Here is a 21,744-nt window from a genome sequence, read left to right on the forward strand (position 1 = left end):
CGCAGCGATGGTCGGCCTGGCGTGCCGTCGAGGCCGATTCACCGCATGCGCTCCAACTCGTTTACAACGCGCTCAAGAACCTCATTCCAGTTCCCGCGTTCCTTCTGCGTGAAGATGCGCACGCTCGGATACCACGGACTGTCGTCGCGGTTGCGCAGCCATCGCCAGCAGCCGGCGAAGCGATTTAGCAGCCACACCGGTTTGCCCATCGCAGCGGCGAGATGAACGACGGATGTGTCGACCGAGATGACGAGATCGAGACTTGCGATGAGCGCGGCCGTGTCGGCGAAGTCCTTCATCTCGTCCATCCAGTCGATAACCTTCGCGCGTTGCTCAGGCTTGAGACGCTTCTCGTCGTTCTCCGGCTTTTGCAGGCTCACCCAGCACGCATGAGGCCAGTCGATGAGTGGACTCAGTTGGTCCGGGGGAATGCTTCTCCATTGATCGTAAGCCAGCTCCGAGTGTCCGCCCGCCCATACGAGTCCGATGCGGGGCAACGATGGGCATCCGAGCTTTTTCAAACGAGGTATGAATCGCTGCGTGGCGCGTGGCTCCGCCGACAAATAGGGAATCGTCGCGGGTATGGTTTCGAGATCAGTTCGGAAAGCCATGGGCATCGACATAAGGGGGATGTGCCGATCCCACTCCCAGAAGTCCTTCGGTACCTCTTCGTACAGAACCAGATTTGACCAGCGCGTACCCAGCGACTGAGCGAGCAACCGGTGCAACGGCCGAGGACAGGCGAATCCGACTCTGGCGAATCGCTCCAGGACCATCGGAAGGTAGCGACAGAACTGCAATGTGTCGCCTAACCCTTGCTCGGGAGTCACGAGCAGATGCTGACCGCTGCTATTCTCGAACGTTCCTTCCCACCGTCGAATGGGTATCGCCGGTTTCGAGGTCATATACTGCCCCGACGGAAGCATCGTGAGTGACCAGCGATGCTCGAAGTGAGGCCACGCTTCTTCGAAGCGACCCGCAACCAGCAAGCCGTAGCCCAGAGCTGCGCCCCTTGCGGGAATATTTGGATCGAGCCTTGCAGCATGTTCAAGATGTTCGATTGCCGCGTCGACCTGATCCAGAATTCGCAGGATGCATGCGAGGTGTTGGTGCGCGGCGCCATGATCGGGCGTCAGGCTGATCACGTTCCGAAACGCTTCCGCCGCTTCTTCGTAGTTTTGAGTGTGCCGCAGCGCTTGTCCCAGAGAATCGAACAGCGCCGATACTGTCATCAGCGACGTTTCTTCGGTGGACAAAGCAAACCCCGCGCGCGCCTCCGTTGCGGCGCGTTCGAATTCGCCGCAGCTTAAGAGTGCGAAAGACAGGGCCATATAAGACTCAGGACTGGGGAGGATGTGCGTGAGTTCCTCAAAACATGTCTTGGCTTCTCCGTCGCGCTTCAACTCGTGCGCGATCATCCCTTTAAGCAGTAGTGCGAGGCCGCGCTCCTCGATACCGATGCACTCTGCGACGCACAAGTCGATGTGCGCCATTGCCACTTGCCACGATTTCTTCTGAACCGCGTCAACAGACCGCATGTAGTGGTCGCGACTATTTTCACTGAAACAATCTAAAACGCTCATACATTGACAGGTCGCGGGGGTGATATGGAGTCGCGACATCGCGCGCCGGGTACCGCGAATTTTAGGCAATATTCGCCAAGTAAGTGTGGTAAACAGCCGCAATGCATCCGAAATTCAGTGTTGCGCCGCTTCCTACTGTCCGTGAACCAAGATGCATCTCGCCGCATGGCACGATGGAGCCGATCCAGCCAATGACATCCCGCCCCACCTCGTCCCAACTATCCTCGGCGCTCTAGCTTCCACATAGAAGTTCAGCGGTTGCAAAGCAGTTCGCCGCGTTTCCGCGTCATTTGGCGGGGAATCGCGGCGAAAGAAAGAACTGCCCGACTTGCTGAGACCTCCGATGATTTAACTGTCGAAATCTCCCCGAAAATCGCGGCGCTTCAACTCATTCAAGACTTGCTCAAGAACCTCACTCCAGTTCCCGCGTTCCTTTTGCGTGAAAATACGCATCGTCGGATACCACGGACTGTCGTCGCGGTTGCGCAGCCATCGCCAGCAGCCGGCGAAGCGATTTAGCAGCCACACCGGCTTACCCATCGCAGCGGCGAGATGAGCGACGGATGTGTCGACCGAGATGACGAGATCGAGACTTGCGATGAGCGCGGCCGTGTCGGCGAAGTCCTTCATCTCGTCCATCCAGTCGATAACCTTCGCGCGTTGCTCAGGCTTGAGACGCTTCTCGTCGTTCTCCGGCTTTTGCAGGCTCACCCAGCACGCGTGAGGCCAGTCGATGAGCGGATTCAGTTGGTCCGGAGGAATGCTTCTCCATTGATCGACACCCAGGCCCGCGTGTCCGCCCGCCCATACGAGTCCGATCCGAGGCAACGATGGGCATCCGAGCTTTTTCAAACGAGGTATGAATCGCTGCGTGGCGCGTGGCTCCGCCGACAAATAGGGAAGCGTCGCGGGTATGGTTTCCAGGTTGGTCTGGAACGCCATGGGCATCGACATCAGCAGAATATACGAATCCCACTCCCAGAATTCCTTCGGTTCGTCGTCGAGCAAGATGAGGTTAGGCCAGTGTCTACCCAGCGAGTGTGCGAGCAACCGCCGCAATGGCTTCGGGCATACGAAGCCTACCTTGGCGAACCGTTCCAATACCATTGGAAGGTAGCGACAAAACTGCAACGTGTCGCCTAGACCTTGCTCGGCAACCACGAGCAAGTGCTGATCGCTGGTATTGTCGAACGTTCCCTCCCACCGTCGAATGGGCAAAGCCGGTCTTGATGTCATGCGCTGCCTTGACGTGGATAGCAGGCTTACCCAACGATGCTCGAAATGAGGCCACGCTTCTACGAATCGACTTGCCGACAATAACGCATAGGCCAGATTCGACCGCTTCAAGAGATCATTTGGATCAAGATTCAGCGCTTGCTCATAGTGTTCGATTGCCGCGTCAATCTGATCGTGAAAGTGCAGGATGTATCCAAGGTTGTGGTGCGCGGCGCTATGCCCGGGCATCAAGCTGATCACCTGCCGATACGCCTCGGCCGCTTCTTCATACTTTCGATCGTGCCGCAGCGCATCGCCCAGGTTATTGAACAGCAATGTTGCTTCCGCAGGGGATATCTGCCCGGTCGACAATGCGAGACCCGCACGCGCCTGCGTCGCGGCGCGTTCGAATTCGCCACAGCGTCTGAGTGCTTCGGACAAGAGTGAATAAGACGTGGGACTTGGGAAGATCTGCGTGGCTTCCTCGAAGCATGCCGCCGCTTCCGCGTTGCGCTTCATCTCCCGCGCGATGATTCCCTTGAGCAATAAGGCCTGACAGCGCTCTTCAATTTCGATGCAGTGCGAAAGGCACGCTTCCACGTGCGCCATCGCAGAATCCCACGCTTGCTTCTGGTATGCCTCGACGGAGCGTGTGTAGTGCATACGACTATGTTCATTGAAACGATCTAGAACGCTCATACATTGACAAGTCGCGGGGGTGATCTGGAGTCGCGACATCGCGCGCCGGGTACCGCGAATTTTAGGCAATATTCACGAAGTAAGTGTGGTAAACAGCCGCAATGCATCCGAAATTCAGTGTTGCGCCGCTTCCCTCTGTCCGTGAATCAGGATGCATCTCGCCGCATGGCACGATGGAGCCGATCCAGCCAATGACATCCCGCCCCACCTCGTCCCGACCATCCCCCATCCCTCGCACAATCTGGGCGCTCGGCTTCGTCAGCCTGTTCATGGATCTGTCGTCCGAACTGGTGCATGCACTGCTGCCGATCTACCTCGTCACCAGCATGGGGATGAGCGTCGCCGCGCTCGGCGCGCTCGAAGGCGCAGCCGAAGCGACCGCAATGATCGTGAAGGTCTTTTCGGGATCGTTGAGCGACTGGCTCGGACGCCGCAAGGAACTGCTGCTTTTCGGCTACGGTCTCGCCGCATTGACGAAGCCGCTGTTCCCGCTCGCCGATACCCCCGCGATGGTCGTGACGGCGCGTCTCATCGACCGTTTCGGCAAGGGAATACGTGGCGCGCCGCGCGATGCGCTCGTCGCCGATATCGCGCCGCCTGCCATTCGCGGCGCGTGCTTCGGTCTGCGGCAATCGATGGACACGATCGGCGCGTTCGCCGGACCGCTCGCCGCCATCGTGCTGATGCTGGCGTTCTCCGATCACATCCGCACGGTGCTTTGGTTCGCAACGGTGCCGGCGTTCATCGCCATCGTCATCATTCTGTTCGGTGTTCGGGAGCCCGAACGTGCTCCCGTGAAAGGCGCATTCCGCACGCCGCTGCACTGGCGGTCGATGCGCGAATTTTCCGGGCGCTACTGGTATGTCGTCGGCATCGGCGCGACGTTCACGCTCGCGCGTTTCAGCGAAGCGTTTCTGGTGCTGCGCGCCCAGCAAACCGGACTCGACATCGCCTGGATTCCCGGCGTGATGGTGGTGATGAGTCTCACGTATTCGCTGAGCGCGTATCCCGCGGGCGTGTTGTCGGACCGCTGGGACCGGCGTGCGCTGCTCGCGTGCGGCCTCGTTCTCCTGATCGCAGCCGACGTGCTGCTCGGCGCGGGATCATCGATGCTCACGCTGTTCGCGGGCGTCGCCGTCTGGGGGCTTCACATGGGCTTCACGCAGGGCATTCTCGCGGCGATGGTCGCCGAATTCGCGCCGCCGTCGCTGCGCGGCACCGCATTCGGCGTGTTCAATCTCGCGAGCGGCGTCTGCATGCTGCTGTCGAGCGCGATCGCGGGCTGGCTCTGGGATCGCAGCGGCGCGCCGACGACGTTCTTCGCGGGCGCGGCCATCGCCGTGATACCGCTCGTCATGTGCGTGCTCGCGCCGCGCTCCGAATGACGCGTCAGGCGGCGTAACGCGCAGCCGGCGTGTCCGTGGACAACTCCGGCGCCATCGCCTGCCGCGCGGCTTCATACGCATCCCACTTCGCGCCGTCGTGCAGCGATGGAATCGTCACGAACTCGCCGCGATCGAAGCCGACGAGCGCCGCATCGACCATATCGCTTGCGGACATGACGATCGCCTTGTCGAGATTCTCCAGCGGCAGGCCGCCCGTTTCCCAGAAGTCGGTGGCCGTTGCGCCCGGCAGCACCGCCTGAACGTGCACGCCCTTGTCCGCCAGTTCGCGCTTCAGCGACTGGCTGAACGCGAGCACGAAAGCCTTGGTGCCGCCGTACACGCCGTTGAGAATCTCCGGCGCGATGCTGACGATCGACGCGATATTGATGACCGCGCCCTTGCCGCGCGCAACGAAGCCGGGCACCGCCGCATAAGTGAGGCGCGTGAGCGCGGTCACGTTCAGATCGATCATGCGCGTCATCGCGTCGACGTCGCTGTCGAGCAAGGGCGTATGCGTGCCGATGCCCGCGTTGTTCACGAGCAGCGTGATGCTCGCGTCTTCCTTCAGCTTCGCTTCGACGGCGGCGAGGGCGTCGCGGTCGTTCAGGTCGGCATCGAGAATCTCGACGCTGCGGCGCGTCTCGTTCGTGATGCGCCCGGCGAGCGTCGCGAGGCGATCGCGATTGCGGGCGACCAGAATCAGGTCGTAGCCGCGCCGCGCGAGCCGTTCCGCATAAACCGCGCCGATGCCGGAAGACGCGCCCGTGACGAGCGCCGTGCCGAGATGTGTCTGCGTCATGATTTCACTCCGTCAGAAAACTGGTTGGATTGCGTGAGTGAATTCTGAGCCCGTTTGACGGTGGCGCAAATGACGTATAAGGTATGGATTCAGGACATCGGACGGACAAACGGACATGCATCGCGTCGGCTATTTGTTGAGCGAAGGCTTTCAGGTGATGGCGCTCGCGTCGCAATCGGTGTTCGAGTACGCGAACATCACCGCGGGCGAAGCGTTCTACCGCATCGAAAATCATTCGATCACGGGCGGCGAAGTGCGCTCGTCGCTCGGCATGAAGATCGACACAAGGCTGGTCAGCACGCGCATCGCCGTGGACACGTGGATCGCGGCGGGCGTCAACGACCCGCTCGACACGCCGACGCCCGCCGACATGCTCGCGTTCCTGCGCCGGTCGGCCGGGCGCGCGCGGCGCATCGCGGGCATCTGTACGGGCGGCTTCGTGCTGGCCGAAGCGGGCCTGCTCGCGAACCGGCGCGCGACCACGCACTGGGCCTACGCGCGCGAGATGCAGCAGCGTTTTCCGGATGTGCGCGTGGAGGAAGACCGCATCTTCATCGTCGATGGTCCGGTCTGGACCTCGGCGGGCATGACGGCCGGCCTCGATCTCGCGCTCGCGATGGTCGAAAAGGATCTCGGCGCGGAGATCGCGCGCTCGGTCGCGCACAAGCTCGTGATGCATCAGCGGCGCGCGGGCGGCCAGTCGCAGCATTCGGAAATGCTGGATCTCGCGCCGAAGTCGGATCGCATCCAGAACGCGCTGAACTTCGCGCGCAAGAACCTCAACCGTCCATTGACGGTCGAGGAACTCGCGGGCGAGGCGCATCTGAGCCCGCGTCAGTTCAGCCGCGTGTTCGCGCTGGAGACGGGGCAGTCGCCGGCGAAGGCGGTCGAGGGCTTGCGGCTGGAAGCGGCGCGCCTCCTGATCGAAAAGAGCCGCCATTCGCTCGAAACGATTGCGCAGGAAACGGGTTTCAGAGACCGGCGGCACATGCGCGAGGCGTTCATGCGCGGCTTCGGCGTGCCGCCGCAGGAAGTGCGGCGCGAGGCGCGGACGGAGGGCTGATGCGCCGCTTTTACAGGCACTACAACGTCGAGGACAAGCCGTGTTGAAGATCGACCCCGAGCGCCTGCTAGGCGACCTCAAACATCTGCGCACGTTCGGCGCGACGGGGCCGGGCGTCGTGCGCCTGTCGCTGTCGCCGGTCGATATGGCCGCGCGCCGCTGGCTCGCCGGTCGCATGAGCGACGCAGGCCTCAACGCATCGATCGATGGCGTCGGCACCGTGTTCGGTCGCTCGGGCAACGCGGGTCCGGCGCTCCTGATCGGCTCGCACACCGACACGCAGCCGACGGGCGGCTGGCTCGACGGCGCGCTCGGCGTCGTCTACGGTCTGGAGATCGCACGCGCGCTCGCCGAATGCGACGAGACGCGCCATTTCGCGGTGGACGTCGCATCGTGGATCGACGAAGAGGGCACGTTCTCGGGCTTTCTCGGCAGCCGCAGTTTCGTCGGCGAAAACGTCGATGAAGCCGTGCGCGGCGCGCGCAATCGCGATGGCCTGCTGCTCGGCGATGCGCTCGAGCAAGCGGGACTCGCGCAAGCCGCGCGAGTGCGCATCGACAAAACGCGGCACAAGGCGTATCTGGAGCCGCACATCGAGCAGGGCGGGCGGCTGGAGGCGCACGGCAAGTCGATCGGCGTGGTGACGACGATCGTCGGCATACGCGAGCTGAAGCTGCATTTCACCGGCCAGCGCAATCATGCCGGCACGACGCCGATGTCGATTCGCCGCGATGCGGGCGCGGCGCTCGTCGCGTTCATCGCGCGCATGGACGAAGCGTTCCGCCAGCTCGCCGATGCCGATACCGTGTGGACGGTCGGGCGCATCGAGCTCGATCCGGGTTCGTTCAGCGTGGTGCCGGGCGCGGCGGACCTCTATCTGCAATTCCGCGACGCCAGCGCCGCCCGTCTGCACGCGATGGAAGCCGCGCTCGCCGCGCTGATCCGCGACTTCAACGCCGAAGGCCGGGCGAGCGTCGTGATGACGGACAGCGAGCCGCCCGAAGAACCCGTGACGATGGACACCGCATTGCAGGCGCATCTCGCGAACGCGGCCGAAGCGCTCGCGCCGGGCCAGTGGGAGCGCATGCCGAGCGGCGCGTCACACGATGCGCAGGTCATCGCGCATCATGTGCCGGCGTGCATGCTGTTCGTGCCGAGCATCGGCGGCGTCAGTCACGACTTCATCGAAGATACGACCGAGGCGCATATCGTGCTCGGTTGCGAAGTGGCGGCGCGGGCCGCGGCGGACATCCTGCGGGACCTGCTCAGCCGATCTCCGCGATGAACCGCTCGGCATCGCGCCATACGCCGAATCCCGACGCCGGGTTCATGTGCCCGACCTTGCCGAGATCGACGAGCCGCGCGCCCCAGTCGCGCGCCATGCCTTCGACGCGCTCGAAACGCGCAAGAGGATCGTCCTGGCTTGCCGCGACGACGCACGGAAACGGCAGGCGCTCGCGCGGACTCGGAAGCCATCCGTTCGCACGAAGCTCATCGAGCGTCGGATAGCCTTCGGGCAGCGGCGCATCGAAATCGGGCGGCGTGACGAAGAGCGCGCCCTGAATCTCGCGCCGCTGGCGCTGCGCCCAGTGCACGGTGATCATCACGCCCGCGCTGTGCGCGACGAGCACGACCGGCCCCGTGATATGCGACAGCTCCGCGTCGAGCGCGGCGACGCGCGCGCTGCGATCGAGCTTGTCGCGTTGCAGCGGCGGTACGGTGCGCACGTTCGGATGCGCCTTCGCGAAATGCGTCTGCCAGTGATCCTCGACGTGATCGCGCAGGCCAGGAACCATGAGAATCGTCGGCGCGTTCGGTGATGCGTTCATGCGATGAATATCCTTGTCGGTCACGAAATTGGTGCTGCGTTTCAGCGCGCGTTTTCTGCGAGCGCGCTCCAGTCTTCGTCGCGCAGATAACGGCGCGCAGCGGGCAGCACGACGCCTTCGATGCGTCCCATGCGTTCCCACGCGAACTGCGCGCACGCATGCAGGGTGTGGTCGACGGGCTCGTCGTTCATGATGGATTTCGCGACGCGCGCGAGCATGTCGGCTTCGCGCCCGGCGAGGCGTGTGAGTTCGTCCAGTTCGGCATCGAGCGACGAGGTCCGCTCGCGCAATGCCATCGTGAGCGCGTGCTCTTCGCCATGTGCTTCGCGAAGACGTTCGATGGCGCGTGTATCGGGCCGCGCCGTGCGCAGCGCATCGTCGTAAGCATCCGAGCGCGTGCGATGCACGTCGAGCAATGCGCCAAGCGCTTTCGCGACCATCGGGCGCGCGTCGCGCGGGCACACGAGCACGGCGACGCCGGGCACGGGCGGCACCGCGCCGCCGTGCGCGATACACACGAGGTCGTACTCGCGCGCAGATTGGCTGCCGCCGCCTTCGGAGGTCGCGCCGCCGAGCGCCGCCAGCACCGACGCCGGCACGCCCTGCGCGCGGGCCGCCGCTTCGGCGCGGGCCAGCAGCGAAGCGGCTTGCCGATGCTGCGCCGCATCGTCGTTTGCGCCCGCCTGCGGGCAAAAGAACGTGATGCGGGCGCCGAGCGATCGTGCGAGCTCGGCCGCATGGCCGATCGCCTCGACGCACGCGTCGCTGCGTTCGATGGGCACGAGCAGATGTCGGTACATGGTGAATCCTTCGGCTTGCGGTTGCACTGATGAATGCATCGTAGTGCGGGCATCGCTCGCGCGCCCCTCCCGTGTCGGGAGGGGGCTTGACGCGTGTGCGCCATCCGAACCATGCTAGGCTGATCACAAAAATTATCCGATGCCCACCGACTCCCCATCCACCGAACTCGTATTGAAGACTATGGCGCCGCGCGCGCCGTCGGGCCTGCTCGCGCGCGCGCGTCTGAACGCGGAAAGCGCCCGCAGCCAGATCGTGCTCGTGCAGGCGGGCGCGGGGTACGGCAAGACCTCGCTGCTCGCGCAATGGCGGCGCGAGTTTCTGGCGCGCGGCGCGGCCGTCGCGTGGCTGCTCGCCGACGATCGCGACGACGCCGAACGCTTTCTGCGCGCGCTCGTCCACGCGATCCGCACGGGCTGCGCGCGTCCCGGCTTCGGGCGGCTCATCACCGAAGGCGCGGGCGCGCCCGGCCCGTTCGATCTCGCCACCGCCTGGCTCGCCGAGCTCGCGCAGTTGTCGCTCGATGTCGTGCTGATCGTCGATGAAGCGGACCGGCTGCCCGCCTCGGGCGCGCGCATGCTCGATTACGTGATGCACAACGCGCCGCAGAATCTGCGCATCGTGGCGGCGGGGCGGCAGGGGCTCGACAAACCGGCGGCGGAATTGCTCGCATACGGGCAGGCGGAACTCATCGGTCCGGAGGCGCTGCGCTTTCGCGTCGACGACACCATCGCGCTCGTCACGCAGCGTTTCGGCGCGCGCGTGGATGCCGATGCCTGCGCGCGCCTCTTCGAAATCACCGATGGCTGGCCGCTCGGCCTGCAACTCGCGCTCACCGCGATGGCGCGCGCGCAGGACCCGCGCGCGGCGCTCGATAACCTCGCGGCGGGGCCGCGCGGCCTGCGCGAGCCGCTCGTCGCGGCGCTGCTCAGCGAACTGTCATCGGACGACGAACGCTTTCTGGTCGAGATCAGTGTCGTGGACGTGCTGCATCCCGAGCTGTGCGCGGAGCTGACCGACGCCGCCGATGCGCCGCAGCGCCTGGCGCGGCTCGTGCGCGACACGCCCGTCTTCGTCACGGCGGAGGAAAGCGACTGGTGCCGTCTGCATCCGCTCGCGCGCGACGTGCTGCAGACGCGGCTCGGCGCGCTCGCGGACGACGAGCGCGCGGCGCTGCACCGGCGCGCGGCGCGCTGGCTCGGCGCGCGCGGCATGCTCGAACAGGCGGCGCGTCACGCGCATGCGGCGGGCGAGCGCGAGCACGCCTACGAACTCGCGGAGCGCTCGCTGCACGATGCCGTGAAGCAGGGCCAGCTCGGCACCGTGCTCGACTGGCTGGAGCGTCTGCCGGAAGACGAGCTGGAACAGCGCCCGCGCCTGTGCCTCGCCGTCGCGTGGGCGCTCGCGCTGGGCGAACGTCATCGCGAGGCGGAGCGGCAGGTGCAGCGCGTGCTCGCATCGCCCGGCGCCGACGACGCCCTGCGCTACGAATGCGCGCTGATCACGAGCGCGGCCGCCTGGTACGCCGACGATCCCGACCGTTTCGTGGCGATCTTCGAGCCGTGGGCGCAAAGGCCGCCCGCCAAGGATTCATGGCTCTCGCAGGCGCACGCGAACCGACTCGCCGCGCGCGCGATGCTGCTCGGCGAACCCGCGCAGGCGCGCAGGCTCCAGCAGGCCGTGACGCGCGCGCAGATCGGCAAGGGACTCGGTTATGTGGTGCGCTGGGGCGATCACATGGTCGGCCTGACGTGGCTGCAGGAAGGGCAGGTGAAGCTCGCCGAAAGCGTGCTGCTGCCCGCGCTTGCGAGCGCCGAAGAGGATCTCGGCCGGCGTCATCCGCTGACGTGCATGTTCGCGGCGACGTGCGCGTCGATCGCCTACGAGGACGATCGCATCGACGAGGCCGGCGCGCTGCTCGCCAATCGCCTCGACGTGCTCGAACACGCGGCGATGCCGGAGACGGTGATGCTCGCGTATCGCACGGCGGCGCGCATCGCGGCCTTGCGCGGCGACGAGCATCGCGCGCTCGATCTGCTCGAAATGCTTCACGCGATGGGCGTCGCGCGCAACCTGCCGCGTTTGTGCGCGACGAGCCTTGCCGAGCAGGTGAGCGCGCATGCGGGCCGCTACCGCGCACAGACCTGCGACGCGCTGGTCGAGCGCATCGATGCGATCGTCGATGAACATGCGCCCGCGCGCGGACCGATCTGGCGCCGCTCGATGCACATGCTCCAGTCGATGGCGCACGGCGGCGCGGCGCTCGCGCGTCAGGACTGGCAGGCTGCGATCGAACCGCTCGCGCAGGCCGAGCAGATCGCCGTGGCGATGAAGCTCGGCCGCCAGCGCATCGAACTGATGGCCTTGCGCGCGTTCGCGCAGGAACGCGCGAGCGGCGACGGACACGCGCCGTTTCTCGAAGCATTGAACCTCGCGCGCACGTATCACCTTGGGCGCGTGCTGATCGACGCGCACCCGGCGCTCGCCGACTGGGCGCGCCGCCTGAGCGAAGCCGGCGACATGAATCCGGGCGAGCGGCCGGTCGTGCCGCCGCATGTCGTGCGCGTGCCGCCGCGCTCCGGGGAGGGCGGCCCGCGCGCGTTGCCGAGCGTGATCCTCACGCCGAAGGAGCGCGAGATTCTCGAACTGCTCGCGCGCAACCTGAGCAACAAGGAGATCGCGCTCGCGGCGGCGGTCGGCGAAGGCACCGTCAAGTGGCATCTGAAGAATCTCTTCGGCAAGCTCGACGCGAGTTCGCGCAAGCATGCGGTGCGTCGCGCGCTCGCGCTCGGGCTGCTCGAAGGCGTGCAATAGCGCTGCGCGGCGTGTCGATTGCGCAAATGGAAACAATGAGACGTTCGACGCCTGTGGATGCAACGGACGTGCGCCGCTTGTAATCCCCGCCGCCTAACATATTCTTGCTCAGTGTGATGACCCTAACCGGGGAGCGACCATGAGCGATGTACCCGCATTCGATGCAGGCGCGAACGTCAGAGCCGCCGCGAGCGACGTACCCGGCTATGCGTTCCAGCATGACGTCGTGAGGAATCTCATCTGCCGTCAGGCGCGCTATCCGGACATCGCGACGCAGCAGGACTGGTACATGGCGCTCGCCTATAGCGTGCGGGACCGGATGCTCGCGCGCTGGGCCGCGTCGATGAAGACCTATGCGGCGAAGGACATCAAGGTCGCCTGCTATCTTTCGGCGGAATTCCTGATCGGCCCGCAGCTCGGCAATAACCTGCTCAATCTCGACATGGAAGCCGAAGCGCGCGAAGCGATGCACGCGCTCGGCCACGATCTCGACAGCCTGCTCGCCATCGAAGAAGAGCCGGGGCTCGGCAACGGCGGCCTCGGACGGCTTGCCGCGTGCTATCTGGACTCGCTCGCGACGCTGCAGATTCCCGCAATCGGTTACGGGATACGCTACGAGTTCGGCATCTTCGATCAGGAGATCCGCGACGGCTGGCAGGCCGAGACCACCGACAAGTGGCTGCAAAAGGGCAATCCGTGGGAAATCGTGCGCCCCGATGTCAGCTACTACGTTTCCTTCGCCGGACACACGGAAAGCGAAACGGATGCCGATGGCCGGCTGCGCGTGCGCTGGATTCCGAGGCGGCAGGTAAAGGGCGTCGCGTGCGACATGCCGATGCAGGGTTATCGCGTCGATACCTGCAACATCCTGCGCCTGTGGAAGAGCGAGGCGGTCGAGTCGTTCGACTTTCAGGACTTCAACGCGGGCGAATACTACGAGGCCGTGGAGGAGAAGGTCATCTCGGAGACGCTGTCGAAAGTGCTTTATCCGAACGATGAGCCCGAAGCCGGCAAGCGCCTGCGTCTCGCCCAGCAGTACTTCTTCGTCTCATGCTCGCTTCAGGACATGCTGCGCATGATGGATGCGAAGGGCACGTCGATCGACCGCTTCGCGGACCTTTTCGCCGCGCAGCTCAACGATACGCATCCTTCCGTCGCGGTGGCGGAGCTGATGCGTCTGCTCATCGACGAGCGTGGACTTTCATGGGATGCCGCGTGGGACATCACGCGGCGCACGCTTGCTTATACGAATCACACGCTTCTTCCCGAAGCGCTCGAAACATGGGGCTTGCCGCTCTTTCAGAGCCTGTTGCCGCGCCCGCTCGAAATCATCTACGAAATCAATCGCCGCTTTCTCGACGATGTGCGCCGCAAGTATCCCGGCGACGATGCGCGCGTCAAGCGCATGTCGCTGATCGACGAAACCGGCGACAAGAAAGTGCGCATGGCGAATCTCGCGACGGTCGGCAGTCATGCGGTCAACGGTGTGGCGGCGCTGCATTCGGACTTGCTGAAGCAAACCGTGCTGCGCGATTTCGCCGACATGTTCCCGGAGCATTTCCTTAACGTGACGAACGGCGTCACGCCGCGCCGATTTCTGATGCTGAGCAATCCGGGACTCGCGCGTCTGCTCGACAAGACCATCGGCGATGGCTGGCGCAACGATCTCGCACGTCTCGATGCGCTTGCTGCGCACGCCGACGATGCCGCCTTCCAGGAGGCATGGCGCGCGATACGGCGCGACAACAAGACCGCGCTCGCGGCGCGCATCAGAACCTCGACCCGCATCGACGTCGATCCGGCTGCGCTTTTCGATATCCAGGTGAAACGCATCCACGAATACAAGCGTCAGCATCTGAATGCGCTTTACATCATCACGCTGTATAGACGCCTGTGCCGTGATCCCGATTCCGATACGGCCTCGCGCTGCTTCATCTTCGGCGGAAAGGCCGCGCCGGGCTATGCGATGGCGAAACTCATCATCCGCCTGATCAACGGCATCGCGGAAGTCGTGAACAACGATGCGAGCATCAAAGGCCGCATGAAAGTGGTCTTTTATCCGGACTTCAACGTGAAGAACGGGCACTGGATCTACCCCGCCGCGGACCTCTCCGAGCAGATATCGACGGCGGGCAAGGAAGCATCGGGCACCGGCAACATGAAGTTCATGATCAACGGCGCGCTGACGATCGGCACGCTGGACGGCGCGAACGTGGAGATTCGCGAGGAAGCGGGCGCGGAGAACTTCTTCCTCTTCGGCCTCACCGCGCAACAAGTGGACGAGTTGAAACGCACCGGATATCGCCCCACGGATTACGCGCAACAGAACGACGACCTGCGCGATGCGCTCGATCAGATCGCGCAAGGCCGCTTCTCGCGCGGCGACAAGGACATGTTCCGCCCTCTGCTCGATAACCTGCTGCACCACGATCCTTTCCTCGTGCTCCCCGATTTCGCCGATTACGTCGCGTGTCAGGATCGCGTGAGCGAGGCATGGCGCGACGCGCGGCAATGGACGCGCATGTCGATCATGAATACGGCGCGCTCGGGCAAGTTCTCGTCGGACCGCGCGATCGGCGAGTATTGCGAGCGCATCTGGAAGACGCGTCCCGTGAGGATCGATCTTGCCCAGTCCTGACGCGCACGCCCGGAAAAGCTATCGCACGCAGCCGGGCTCGCGCTTTCCGCTCGGCGCCACGGTCGTGCCGGGCGGCGTGAACTTCTGCGCGTTCTGCCGGCGTGCGACGCGTGTGGAACTGCTGCTGTACGCATCGGAGGAGAGCGCCGAGCCGTTTCAGGTCGTCGCGCTGACGAGCGAGGCGAACCGCACGTATCTCTTCTGGCATGTGTTCGTCGAGGATCTTCCGTTGCGCTGCTGCTATACGTGGCGCGCATATGGCCCGCTCGGCGTGCCGCAGATGAGCGACGAGCACGCGAGCCGCAAGGAACTGCTCGATCCGCACGCGCGCGGCGTGAGCGACCGCTTCTATCGCCGTCAGCATGCCGCCGATGCGCACGCGGCCGGTCACGCATCGCTCAGGGGCATCGTCACGGCGCCGCTCGACCGGGCCGACGACGACATCGAAATCCGCACGCTCGACGACGCGATCATCTACGAGCTGCATGTGGGCGGCTTCACGCGGCATCCGTCGAGCGGCGTGCGCCATCCCGGCACGTTCGCGGGTCTCATCGAGAAAATCCCTTATCTGAAGGCGCTCGGCGTCACGCACGTCGAACTCTTGCCGGTGATGGCCTTCGATGAACAGGACATTCCGCCGTTCGCCGCGGCCCGTGGCCTCAGCAACTACTGGGGCTACAGCACGCACAGCTTCTACAGTCCGCATCCGCGCTATTGCGTGGAGCCCGCGCGAGCGCCGCAGGAGTTCCGCGAATTCGTCGATGCCTTGCACGCGGCGGGCATTCGCGTATTGCTCGATGTCGTGTTCAATCACACGTCCGAGGCGGGCAAGAACGGACCGGTGATCCATTTCAAGGTCTTCGCCAACGAGGCGTTCTATCAGATCGATTCGAACGATGCGCGGCTTTATCGCGACTACACCGGCTGCGGCAATACGCTCAACTGCAATCATCCGCTGGTGTCGGCGTTCATCATGCGCTGCCTCGAATACTGGGTTCGCGAGCTCGATGTCGATGGATTCCGCTTCGATCTCGCAAGCGTATTCGTGCGCGGCGAGCATGGGGAGTTGCTGCGCACACCGCCTTTGCCGTGGGCGATGGAGGCATCGCCGGTGCTCGCGCGCGTGCCGTTGATCGCGGAAGCATGGGACGCGGGCGGCCTCTATCACGTCGGCTCGTTTCCGGGCATGACGTGGGCCGAATGGAACGGGCGTTACCGCGATGTGATCCGGCGCTTCGTGCGCGGCGATCCGGGCATCGTGGGCGAGGTGTGCACGTGCATCGCGGGCAGCGCGGATCTCTATCAGAACGATGGCCGGCTGCCTGCGAACAGCATCAACTTCGTGACCTGTCACGATGGCTTCACGCTGAGCGATCTCGTCAGCTACGAGGCGAAGCATAACGAAGCGAACGGCGAGGACAACCGCGACGGCAGCAACGACAATCTGTCGTGGAATTGCGGCGCGGAAGGCGAGACCGACGACCCGGCGATCATCGGCCTGCGGCTTCGACAGGCGCGCAACTTCATGGCGATCCTGCTCCTGAGCCAGGGCGTGCCGATGCTGCTCGCCGGCGACGAAATCCTGCGCAGCCAGCGCGGCAACAACAACGCGTTCTGTCAGGACAACGCGCTCTCGTGGATCGACTGGCAACTCTCCGGCGACGCCCTCGACATGCTGCGCTTCGTGCGCGAGATGATCGCGCTGCGCAAGCGTCACGCGAGTCTGCGCCGCCGGCGCTTTCTGACGGGGCAGCCGTCGAACGGGCAGACCCACGCCGATGTAGCATGGCATGGCGAACGGCTCGATGCGCCCGCGTGGCACGATCCCGGCGCGCGCCTCGTGGCTTTAACGCTCGCCGGCCAGACGGCGGGCGAGCCGATGCTGCACATCGTCTTCAACATGAACGACGACGCACGTGATATTGCTCTTCCTGTGGTCGATAGCGGAAGCTGGCGGCGTATCGTGGACACGGCGGCGCAAGCACCGGGGGATATCGTTGCCGATGTCGACAGGGCATCGATCGAACGCGGTGCATGCCGTGTCGGCGCGCGCAGCGTCGTCGTGCTCGAATCGCGTTGATGTAAGGTGTTGCTGGACTGCGCGGAGTAAAGCGCCTTTAATGTTCGTGTACTGCTGAGTTGCTTTGTCCACCCACAGGAGGCGGCATGGATGCAGTCAGGGCCTTTCTCGAGAATCAGTCGCTGTTCGCGCTCTTCCTGACGATCGCGCTCGGGTATCTGATCGGCGAGATCAATGTCAAGGGCGTGGCGCTCGGTTCCGGCGCGGTGCTGTTCGTGGGGCTCGCGATCGGCGCATTTGCGCCGAAGTCCGCGCCGCCGCCCTTGCTCGGCACACTCGGGCTGCTGCTGTTTCTCTATGGCATCGGCATTCAATACGGCGCGCAGTTCTTTCGCGGGCTCACCAGCCGCGATGGCGTGAAGGCGAACCTGGCCGCATGCATCGGCGTGGTCGTCTCGGGCCTCGTCGCCTGCGGCCTCATTCACTTCGGCATCTCGCTCGCCGATGCGCTCGGCATGTTCGCCGGCAGCGGCACCAGCACGGCGAGTTTGCAGGTCGCGATCGCATCGATGAAAAGCAACGATGCCGCCGTGGCCTACAGCATCTCGTATCCGTTCGGTGTCGCCGGTCCGATCCTCTTCATTTACCTGCTCAACGTCACGCTGAAGGTGAAAATCCAGAAGCCGCCGGCGAAGCTGATCGAAACGGCGGAGATCGCGCTGAGAAACGCGAGCCTCTTCGGTCTGAAGCTCTCGGAGCTTGCGAGCCGCCTGCCTTCCGGCGTGGTGATCGCCGCGGTGCGGCGCGCGCATCACAATCAGTTGCCCACGGCCGACTTCACGCTGCGGGCCGACGACGTGCTCCTCGCGACCGCCACCGACCGGCGTCTGCTCGACGAAGCCACCGCGCTGTGCGGCGAATTGCAGCCGGGACGCATGGCGAGCCATCGCGAAGACCTCGACTACATGCGCGTGTTCGCGTCGAATCCGGCGGTCGTCGGCATGGCGCTCGGCGATATCCGCTTCCCCGACGGCGTGAACTGCGCGGTCGCGCACGTGCGCCGAGGCGACGCCGACATGGTCTCGACGCCCGATCTGATCCTCGAAGCGGGCGACCGGGTCGGCCTGCTCGTCAATCGTGCGCATCAGGCGACGATGCGCACGTTCTTCGGCGATTCGATCAAGGGCACGGCCGACCTGAGCTTCATCTGCCTCGGGATCGGCGCGGCGCTGGGCCTGCTCGTCGGCGCGATTCCGCTGCCGGTTCCCGGCATCGGCGCGTTCAGCCTCGGGCTCGCCGCGTTGCTGCTGGTCGCGCTGTGTCTCGGCAAGGCGCGGCGCAACGGGCCGTTCGTCTGGGTGATGCCGCTGTCGGCGAATCTCGTGCTGCGCAACCTCGGCCTCACGATCTTCCTCGCGCAAGTGGGCATTTCCTGCGGGCCGAAGTTCGTCGCGACCGTGGCCACGGCCGGGCCGATCCTGCTGGTCTACGGTGTGATCACGCTGCTGGTTCTCGTGAGCGTCACGGCGGCGTGCTGCCTATGGATCTTCAAGCTGCCCTTCGATACGTCGATCGGCGTGATCTGCGGCGCGACCGGCAATCCGGCGATCCTCGCGTTCGCCAATCGCGTCGCGCCGACGGATCAGCCCGACATCATGTACGCGATGATTTTCCCGTCGATGACCATCGTCAAAGTGCTTTTCGTGCAGATTGCCATATCGCTTGCCGCGGGTTAGACCTTGCGTCACCATGCCATCAAAATCTGAAGGAGCGCATCATGGAAGTGGCGATCTACAGCTCGACGCCCTACGAGCGGGAGTATCTCGACGAAGCAAACAAGATCGAGAAGCATAAGCTCAGATACCACGACATGTCGCTCGATATGGACACGGTCGAGCTCGCGGCGGGCTATGGCGCCGTCTGCATCTTTGTCAATGACAAGGCGGACGCCGAGGTGCTCGAAGCGCTGCACAAGGGCGGCACGCGTCTGGTCGCGCTGCGCTGCACGGGCTTCAACAATGTCGATCTCGCGGCCGCCGCGAAGCTCGGCATCAGGGTCGTTCGCGTCGTCAATTATTCGCCGAACTCGGTGGCGGAGCACGCGGTTGCGCTCTTGCTCGCGATCAATCGCAAGGTGCATCGCGCGTACAACCGCACGCGCGATTCGAACTTCTCGCTCGACGGCCTCATCGGCTTCGATCTGTACGGCAAGACGGTGGCTGTCGTGGGCACGGGCAAGATCGGCTGCGTCTTCGCGAAGATCATGCAGGGCTTCGGCTGCAACGTGATCGGCTACGATCCGTATCCGTCGAAGCAATTCGAGGCGCTGGGGCTGCATTATGCGACGCCCGGCGAGATCGGCGAGCGCGCGGATATCGTCGCGCTGTTCTGTCCGCTGACGCCGCAGACGCATCACATCATCAATTCGGAGTCACTCAGGCGTGCAAAGCGCGGCGCGTTGCTCGTCAACACGAGCCGCGGCGCGCTGATCGACACGGAAGCCGTCATCGAGGCGCTGAAGACCGGCCAGCTCGGCGGTCTCGCGATCGATGTCTACGAACAGGAAGCGGATCTTTTCTTCCGCGATCTGTCGAGCGAAATCATCACCGACGACATTTTCCAGCGGCTCGTCTCGTTTCCGAATGTCATCGTGACGGGACATCAGGCTTACCTGACCCGCGAAGCATTGACGACGATCTGCGAAACCACGCTGCAGAGCATTACGGCTTTCGAAAAGAACGCGCCTCTGGAAAACGAGGTGAAGGTCAAATAGCGGCGCGTGCCGATGGACACCGGAGAGTCGCCGAAAGAACGCGCGCGCGAGCCCGTGCTCGACACCGTCGATCGCGTGTCGGAGCTATGCTTCGGCCTGTTCATGGCGTTGACGTTCGTCGGCACGGTATCGGCGGCGACGGGCGGCGAGGCCGCGGGGCACAAGATGCTGTACACGGCCATCGGCTGCAATCTCGCGTGGGGTCTCGCCGATGCCGTCATGTATCTCGTGCGCACGATCGCGAACCGCGCGCGCAGGCATGCGCTCGCGCTCGCCATACATCGCGAGCGCGATGCGGCGGCGGGCGTGCGCGCGTTGCGCGAGCGCCTGTCCGCGGCGCTCGACCCGTTCGTCTCCGACGCCGATCTCGAATCCATCCGCAAACGTATCGCCGCAAGCGGCAGCCTGCCCGAGCATGCGCGTTTCGTGCGCGACGACTTTCTCGCGGCGCTCGGCATTTTCATCATCATCGTGCTGTCGACTTTTCCTGTCGCCGCGCCTTTTGTGCTCGTCAGGCATGTGCCTACGGCCTTGCTGATTTCGCGCGTGCTGACGCTCGCGATGCTGTTTTTCTGCGGCTTCGCGCTGGGCGGCTATGCGGGCTGGAAGGGCTGGAAAGCAGGGCTTTCGATGATGGCGCTGGGCGTGCTCCTGACGATGGCGATCATCGCTTTAGGCGGGTAGTTAATAGCGCGAAGTGTGCGACGAATGATCGAAATAAACACCTACGCCACCATTCTTGCAATCGATGAAAGGTTCGCATATCTTCGAGAAGTCAATCGATTCCCAAGGCCGGAATCGCCGCCGCCGAATCCCGAAGTCGTCCACACCGCAGCACAGCCTGTCGACAGGCGTATTTCACATCCTCACGAAACACGGAAAGCATGCGAGAGCCGCTTTCGCGATGACATTCATTGCGAACAACCACGGTGTCGTGTATCAAAAGAATTGCGGTGCGTCCGCGCAACCGCTCGCGAATCCGATCCGACGCATGCTCTCGAATCGCCCGAACCAAAGCAAGGAGTCGCCATGAATGCAAACAGATTGCGTGCGGGTTGCGCCATCGTGATCGCCGTGATGGCGCTCGATGCCGTTGCGCAGAGCAAGCCGATCGCTTACCCGTCCAAAGGTCAGAGTGCGCAGCAACAGCAAAACGACGACGGCGCGTGCTATAGCTGGGCGAAGAGCAACACGGGCATCGACCCGGCGACCGCATCGGCGGCGCCGCCACCGCAAGGCGGCGCCGCCGTGGGCGGCGGCCAGCGCGTGGGCGGCGCGGCGCGCGGCGCGGCGGGCGGTGCGGCGATCGGCGCGATCGCGGGCGATGCGGGCAAGGGCGCGGCCATCGGCGCGGTAACGGGCACGATGGCGGGCGGCGCGCGTGCGCGACAGGAGAAACGCGCGCAGCAGTCGAATGCGCAAGCGCAGAGCCAGGGCGCGATGTCCACGTACTATCGTGCGTGGGCGGCGTGCATGCAGGGACGCGGTTACTCGATTCAGTAACGTCGTGGGGCGCAACTAGAACAAGGAGCGCGATCATGAAGCGCATGAGCTTCGTTGTCTTGTCGTGCCTTGCGATCTCCGCAAGCGCGCTATCCGCCGAGCCCGAAAACGACGTGACCGTCACGCGCGATGCGAACAGCGCCACGGTGCAGGGCGTCGTGAAGGTCACGGCGACGATCGTCGGCATCGATCCGGCGACGCGCACCGTCACGCTGAAAACGCAGGCGGGCAAGGTGATCGAGCTCGAAGTGACGAACGAGGCGCGCAACTTCGATCAGCTCGCGCTCGGCGATGTCGTGACGACGCAGTATCGCGAATCCCTGACGCTGAGTCTCGTCGACAAGAAGACACAGCCGTCGCGCTCGGAGAACGACACCGCCGAACGTGCGCCGCGCGGTGCGAAGCCGGGCGGCGAGTTAGGCCGCGAGGTGACGGTCATCGCGGATGTGATCGCCGTCGATCGTCAAGCGAAGATCGTCACGTTGCGCGGGCCGCGCGGCCAAATCGTGGACTTGCACGTGCAGGACCCGGAACGCCTGAAGCGCGTGAAAAAGGGCGATCAGGTGAAGGCGGTCTATACGGAAGCGCTCGCGATCTCCGTGGAGCCCGCCACGACGAAATAAGC

General features: G+C 64.4%; 16 protein-coding genes. 11 read left to right on the top strand and 5 right to left on the bottom strand.

All coding sequences use genetic code 11. The features are described from left to right. Positions 1-38: 38 nt before the first annotated feature. Together IAG25_RS05730 and IAG25_RS05735 are read right to left on the bottom strand one after the other, a co-directional pair. Positions 39-1,493: a tetratricopeptide repeat protein gene (locus IAG25_RS05730; protein WP_187603980.1), complete on the bottom strand. Its 1,455-nt coding sequence runs from the start codon at positions 1,491-1,493 to the stop codon at positions 39-41. Between the two features lie 438 nt (positions 1,494-1,931). Further along, entirely contained in the window at positions 1,932-3,407 is a 1,476-nt protein-coding gene (locus IAG25_RS05735) for a tetratricopeptide repeat protein (RefSeq protein ID WP_187603981.1), read from the bottom strand. A 263-nt stretch (positions 3,408-3,670) separates the two neighbouring features. On the opposite strand from IAG25_RS05735, the gene IAG25_RS05740 reads away from it, so the two are divergent. Further along, positions 3,671-4,882, top strand: a complete 1,212-nt coding sequence (locus tag IAG25_RS05740; RefSeq protein ID WP_375336501.1) for an MFS transporter — start codon at positions 3,671-3,673, stop codon at positions 4,880-4,882. A gap of 4 nt (positions 4,883-4,886) precedes the next feature. Here the strand turns inward: IAG25_RS05740 and IAG25_RS05745 are convergent, their stop codons facing one another. Continuing rightward, the gene (locus tag IAG25_RS05745; RefSeq protein ID WP_187603983.1) at positions 4,887-5,681 is read right to left on the bottom strand and encodes an SDR family NAD(P)-dependent oxidoreductase; all 795 of its coding nucleotides are present in this window, start codon (positions 5,679-5,681) and stop codon (positions 4,887-4,889) included. A 115-nt stretch (positions 5,682-5,796) separates the two neighbouring features. Between IAG25_RS05745 and IAG25_RS05750 the strand changes: the two genes are divergently transcribed. Further along, a complete protein-coding gene (locus IAG25_RS05750) occupies positions 5,797-6,744 on the top strand; it encodes a GlxA family transcriptional regulator (RefSeq protein WP_187603984.1) in 948 nt (315 codons plus the stop codon). Positions 6,745-6,784: 40 nt separating this feature from the next. Then, complete coding sequence (locus IAG25_RS05755; RefSeq protein ID WP_187603985.1) at positions 6,785-8,029, top strand: Zn-dependent hydrolase; 1,245 nt, start codon at positions 6,785-6,787, stop codon at positions 8,027-8,029. Here the strand turns inward: IAG25_RS05755 and IAG25_RS05760 are convergent. Further along, positions 8,010-8,573, bottom strand: a complete 564-nt coding sequence (locus IAG25_RS05760; protein ID WP_187603986.1) for an RBBP9/YdeN family alpha/beta hydrolase — start codon at positions 8,571-8,573, stop codon at positions 8,010-8,012. The two genes, IAG25_RS05755 and IAG25_RS05760, sit on opposite strands and share 20 nt — an antisense overlap. Before the next feature lie 41 nt (positions 8,574-8,614). After that, on the bottom strand, positions 8,615-9,373 hold the full coding sequence (locus IAG25_RS05765) for a universal stress protein (protein WP_187603987.1): 759 nt from the start codon (positions 9,371-9,373) through the stop codon (positions 8,615-8,617). A gap of 139 nt (positions 9,374-9,512) precedes the next feature. Between IAG25_RS05765 and IAG25_RS05770 the strand changes: the two genes are divergently transcribed. The 8 genes from IAG25_RS05770 to IAG25_RS05805 all read left to right on the top strand — a co-directional run bounded on the left by IAG25_RS05770 (position 9,513) and on the right by IAG25_RS05805 (position 21,742). Further along, positions 9,513-12,185, top strand: coding sequence for a LuxR C-terminal-related transcriptional regulator (locus IAG25_RS05770; protein WP_187603988.1), 2,673 nt, complete (start codon positions 9,513-9,515; stop codon positions 12,183-12,185). Between the two features lie 139 nt (positions 12,186-12,324). Continuing rightward, complete coding sequence (locus IAG25_RS05775; protein WP_187603989.1) at positions 12,325-14,823, top strand: glycogen/starch/alpha-glucan phosphorylase; 2,499 nt, start codon at positions 12,325-12,327, stop codon at positions 14,821-14,823. Continuing rightward, positions 14,807-16,903 carry a glycogen debranching protein GlgX gene (gene glgX / locus IAG25_RS05780; RefSeq protein ID WP_375336506.1) on the top strand — a complete coding sequence of 699 codons (2,097 nt, stop codon included), beginning with the start codon at positions 14,807-14,809 and terminating at the stop codon, positions 16,901-16,903. The genes IAG25_RS05775 and glgX overlap by 17 nt, the downstream gene beginning before the upstream one ends. 86 nt (positions 16,904-16,989) lie before the next feature. Next, positions 16,990-18,579 carry an aspartate:alanine exchanger family transporter gene (locus IAG25_RS05785; protein ID WP_187603991.1) on the top strand — a complete coding sequence of 530 codons (1,590 nt, stop codon included), beginning with the start codon at positions 16,990-16,992 and terminating at the stop codon, positions 18,577-18,579. Positions 18,580-18,620: 41 nt separating this feature from the next. Further along, positions 18,621-19,616: a 2-hydroxyacid dehydrogenase gene (locus IAG25_RS05790; protein ID WP_035501306.1), complete on the top strand. Its 996-nt coding sequence runs from the start codon at positions 18,621-18,623 to the stop codon at positions 19,614-19,616. A gap of 12 nt (positions 19,617-19,628) precedes the next feature. Then, positions 19,629-20,300 carry a hypothetical protein gene (locus tag IAG25_RS05795; protein WP_187603992.1) on the top strand — a complete coding sequence of 224 codons (672 nt, stop codon included), beginning with the start codon at positions 19,629-19,631 and terminating at the stop codon, positions 20,298-20,300. Positions 20,301-20,645: 345 nt separating this feature from the next. Then, complete coding sequence (locus tag IAG25_RS05800) at positions 20,646-21,119, top strand: glycine zipper family protein (protein ID WP_187603993.1); 474 nt, start codon at positions 20,646-20,648, stop codon at positions 21,117-21,119. Between the two features lie 35 nt (positions 21,120-21,154). Next, positions 21,155-21,742 carry a hypothetical protein gene (locus IAG25_RS05805; protein WP_187603994.1) on the top strand — a complete coding sequence of 196 codons (588 nt, stop codon included), beginning with the start codon at positions 21,155-21,157 and terminating at the stop codon, positions 21,740-21,742. The last annotated feature ends 2 nt before the right edge of the window (positions 21,743-21,744 follow it).

The sequence above is a fragment of the Caballeronia sp. EK genome (assembly GCF_014384845.1).
Taxonomy (GTDB): Bacteria; Pseudomonadota; Gammaproteobacteria; order Burkholderiales; family Burkholderiaceae; genus Caballeronia; species Caballeronia jiangsuensis.

Bases quoted from the DNA above. Each gene is read 5' to 3' on its own strand.
- IAG25_RS05775 (WP_187603989.1), top strand. From the start codon at position 12,325: ATGAGCGATGTACCCGCATTCGATGCAGGCGCGAACGTCAGAGCCGCC.
- IAG25_RS05785 (WP_187603991.1), top strand. From the start codon at position 16,990: ATGGATGCAGTCAGGGCCTTTCTCGAGAATCAGTCGCTGTTCGCGCTC.
- IAG25_RS05750 (WP_187603984.1), top strand. From the start codon at position 5,797: ATGCATCGCGTCGGCTATTTGTTGAGCGAAGGCTTTCAGGTGATGGCG.
- IAG25_RS05740 (WP_375336501.1), top strand. From the start codon at position 3,671: ATGGAGCCGATCCAGCCAATGACATCCCGCCCCACCTCGTCCCGACCA.
- IAG25_RS05745 (WP_187603983.1), bottom strand. From the start codon at position 5,681: ATGACGCAGACACATCTCGGCACGGCGCTCGTCACGGGCGCGTCTTCC.
- IAG25_RS05760 (WP_187603986.1), bottom strand. From the start codon at position 8,573: ATGAACGCATCACCGAACGCGCCGACGATTCTCATGGTTCCTGGCCTG.
- IAG25_RS05795 (WP_187603992.1), top strand. From the start codon at position 19,629: ATGGACACCGGAGAGTCGCCGAAAGAACGCGCGCGCGAGCCCGTGCTC.
- IAG25_RS05790 (WP_035501306.1), top strand. From the start codon at position 18,621: ATGGAAGTGGCGATCTACAGCTCGACGCCCTACGAGCGGGAGTATCTC.
- IAG25_RS05765 (WP_187603987.1), bottom strand. From the start codon at position 9,373: ATGTACCGACATCTGCTCGTGCCCATCGAACGCAGCGACGCGTGCGTC.
- IAG25_RS05730 (WP_187603980.1), bottom strand. From the start codon at position 1,493: ATGGCGCACATCGACTTGTGCGTCGCAGAGTGCATCGGTATCGAGGAG.
- IAG25_RS05735 (WP_187603981.1), bottom strand. From the start codon at position 3,407: ATGGCGCACGTGGAAGCGTGCCTTTCGCACTGCATCGAAATTGAAGAG.
- IAG25_RS05800 (WP_187603993.1), top strand. From the start codon at position 20,646: ATGAATGCAAACAGATTGCGTGCGGGTTGCGCCATCGTGATCGCCGTG.
- IAG25_RS05805 (WP_187603994.1), top strand. From the start codon at position 21,155: ATGAAGCGCATGAGCTTCGTTGTCTTGTCGTGCCTTGCGATCTCCGCA.
- IAG25_RS05770 (WP_187603988.1), top strand. From the start codon at position 9,513: ATGCCCACCGACTCCCCATCCACCGAACTCGTATTGAAGACTATGGCG.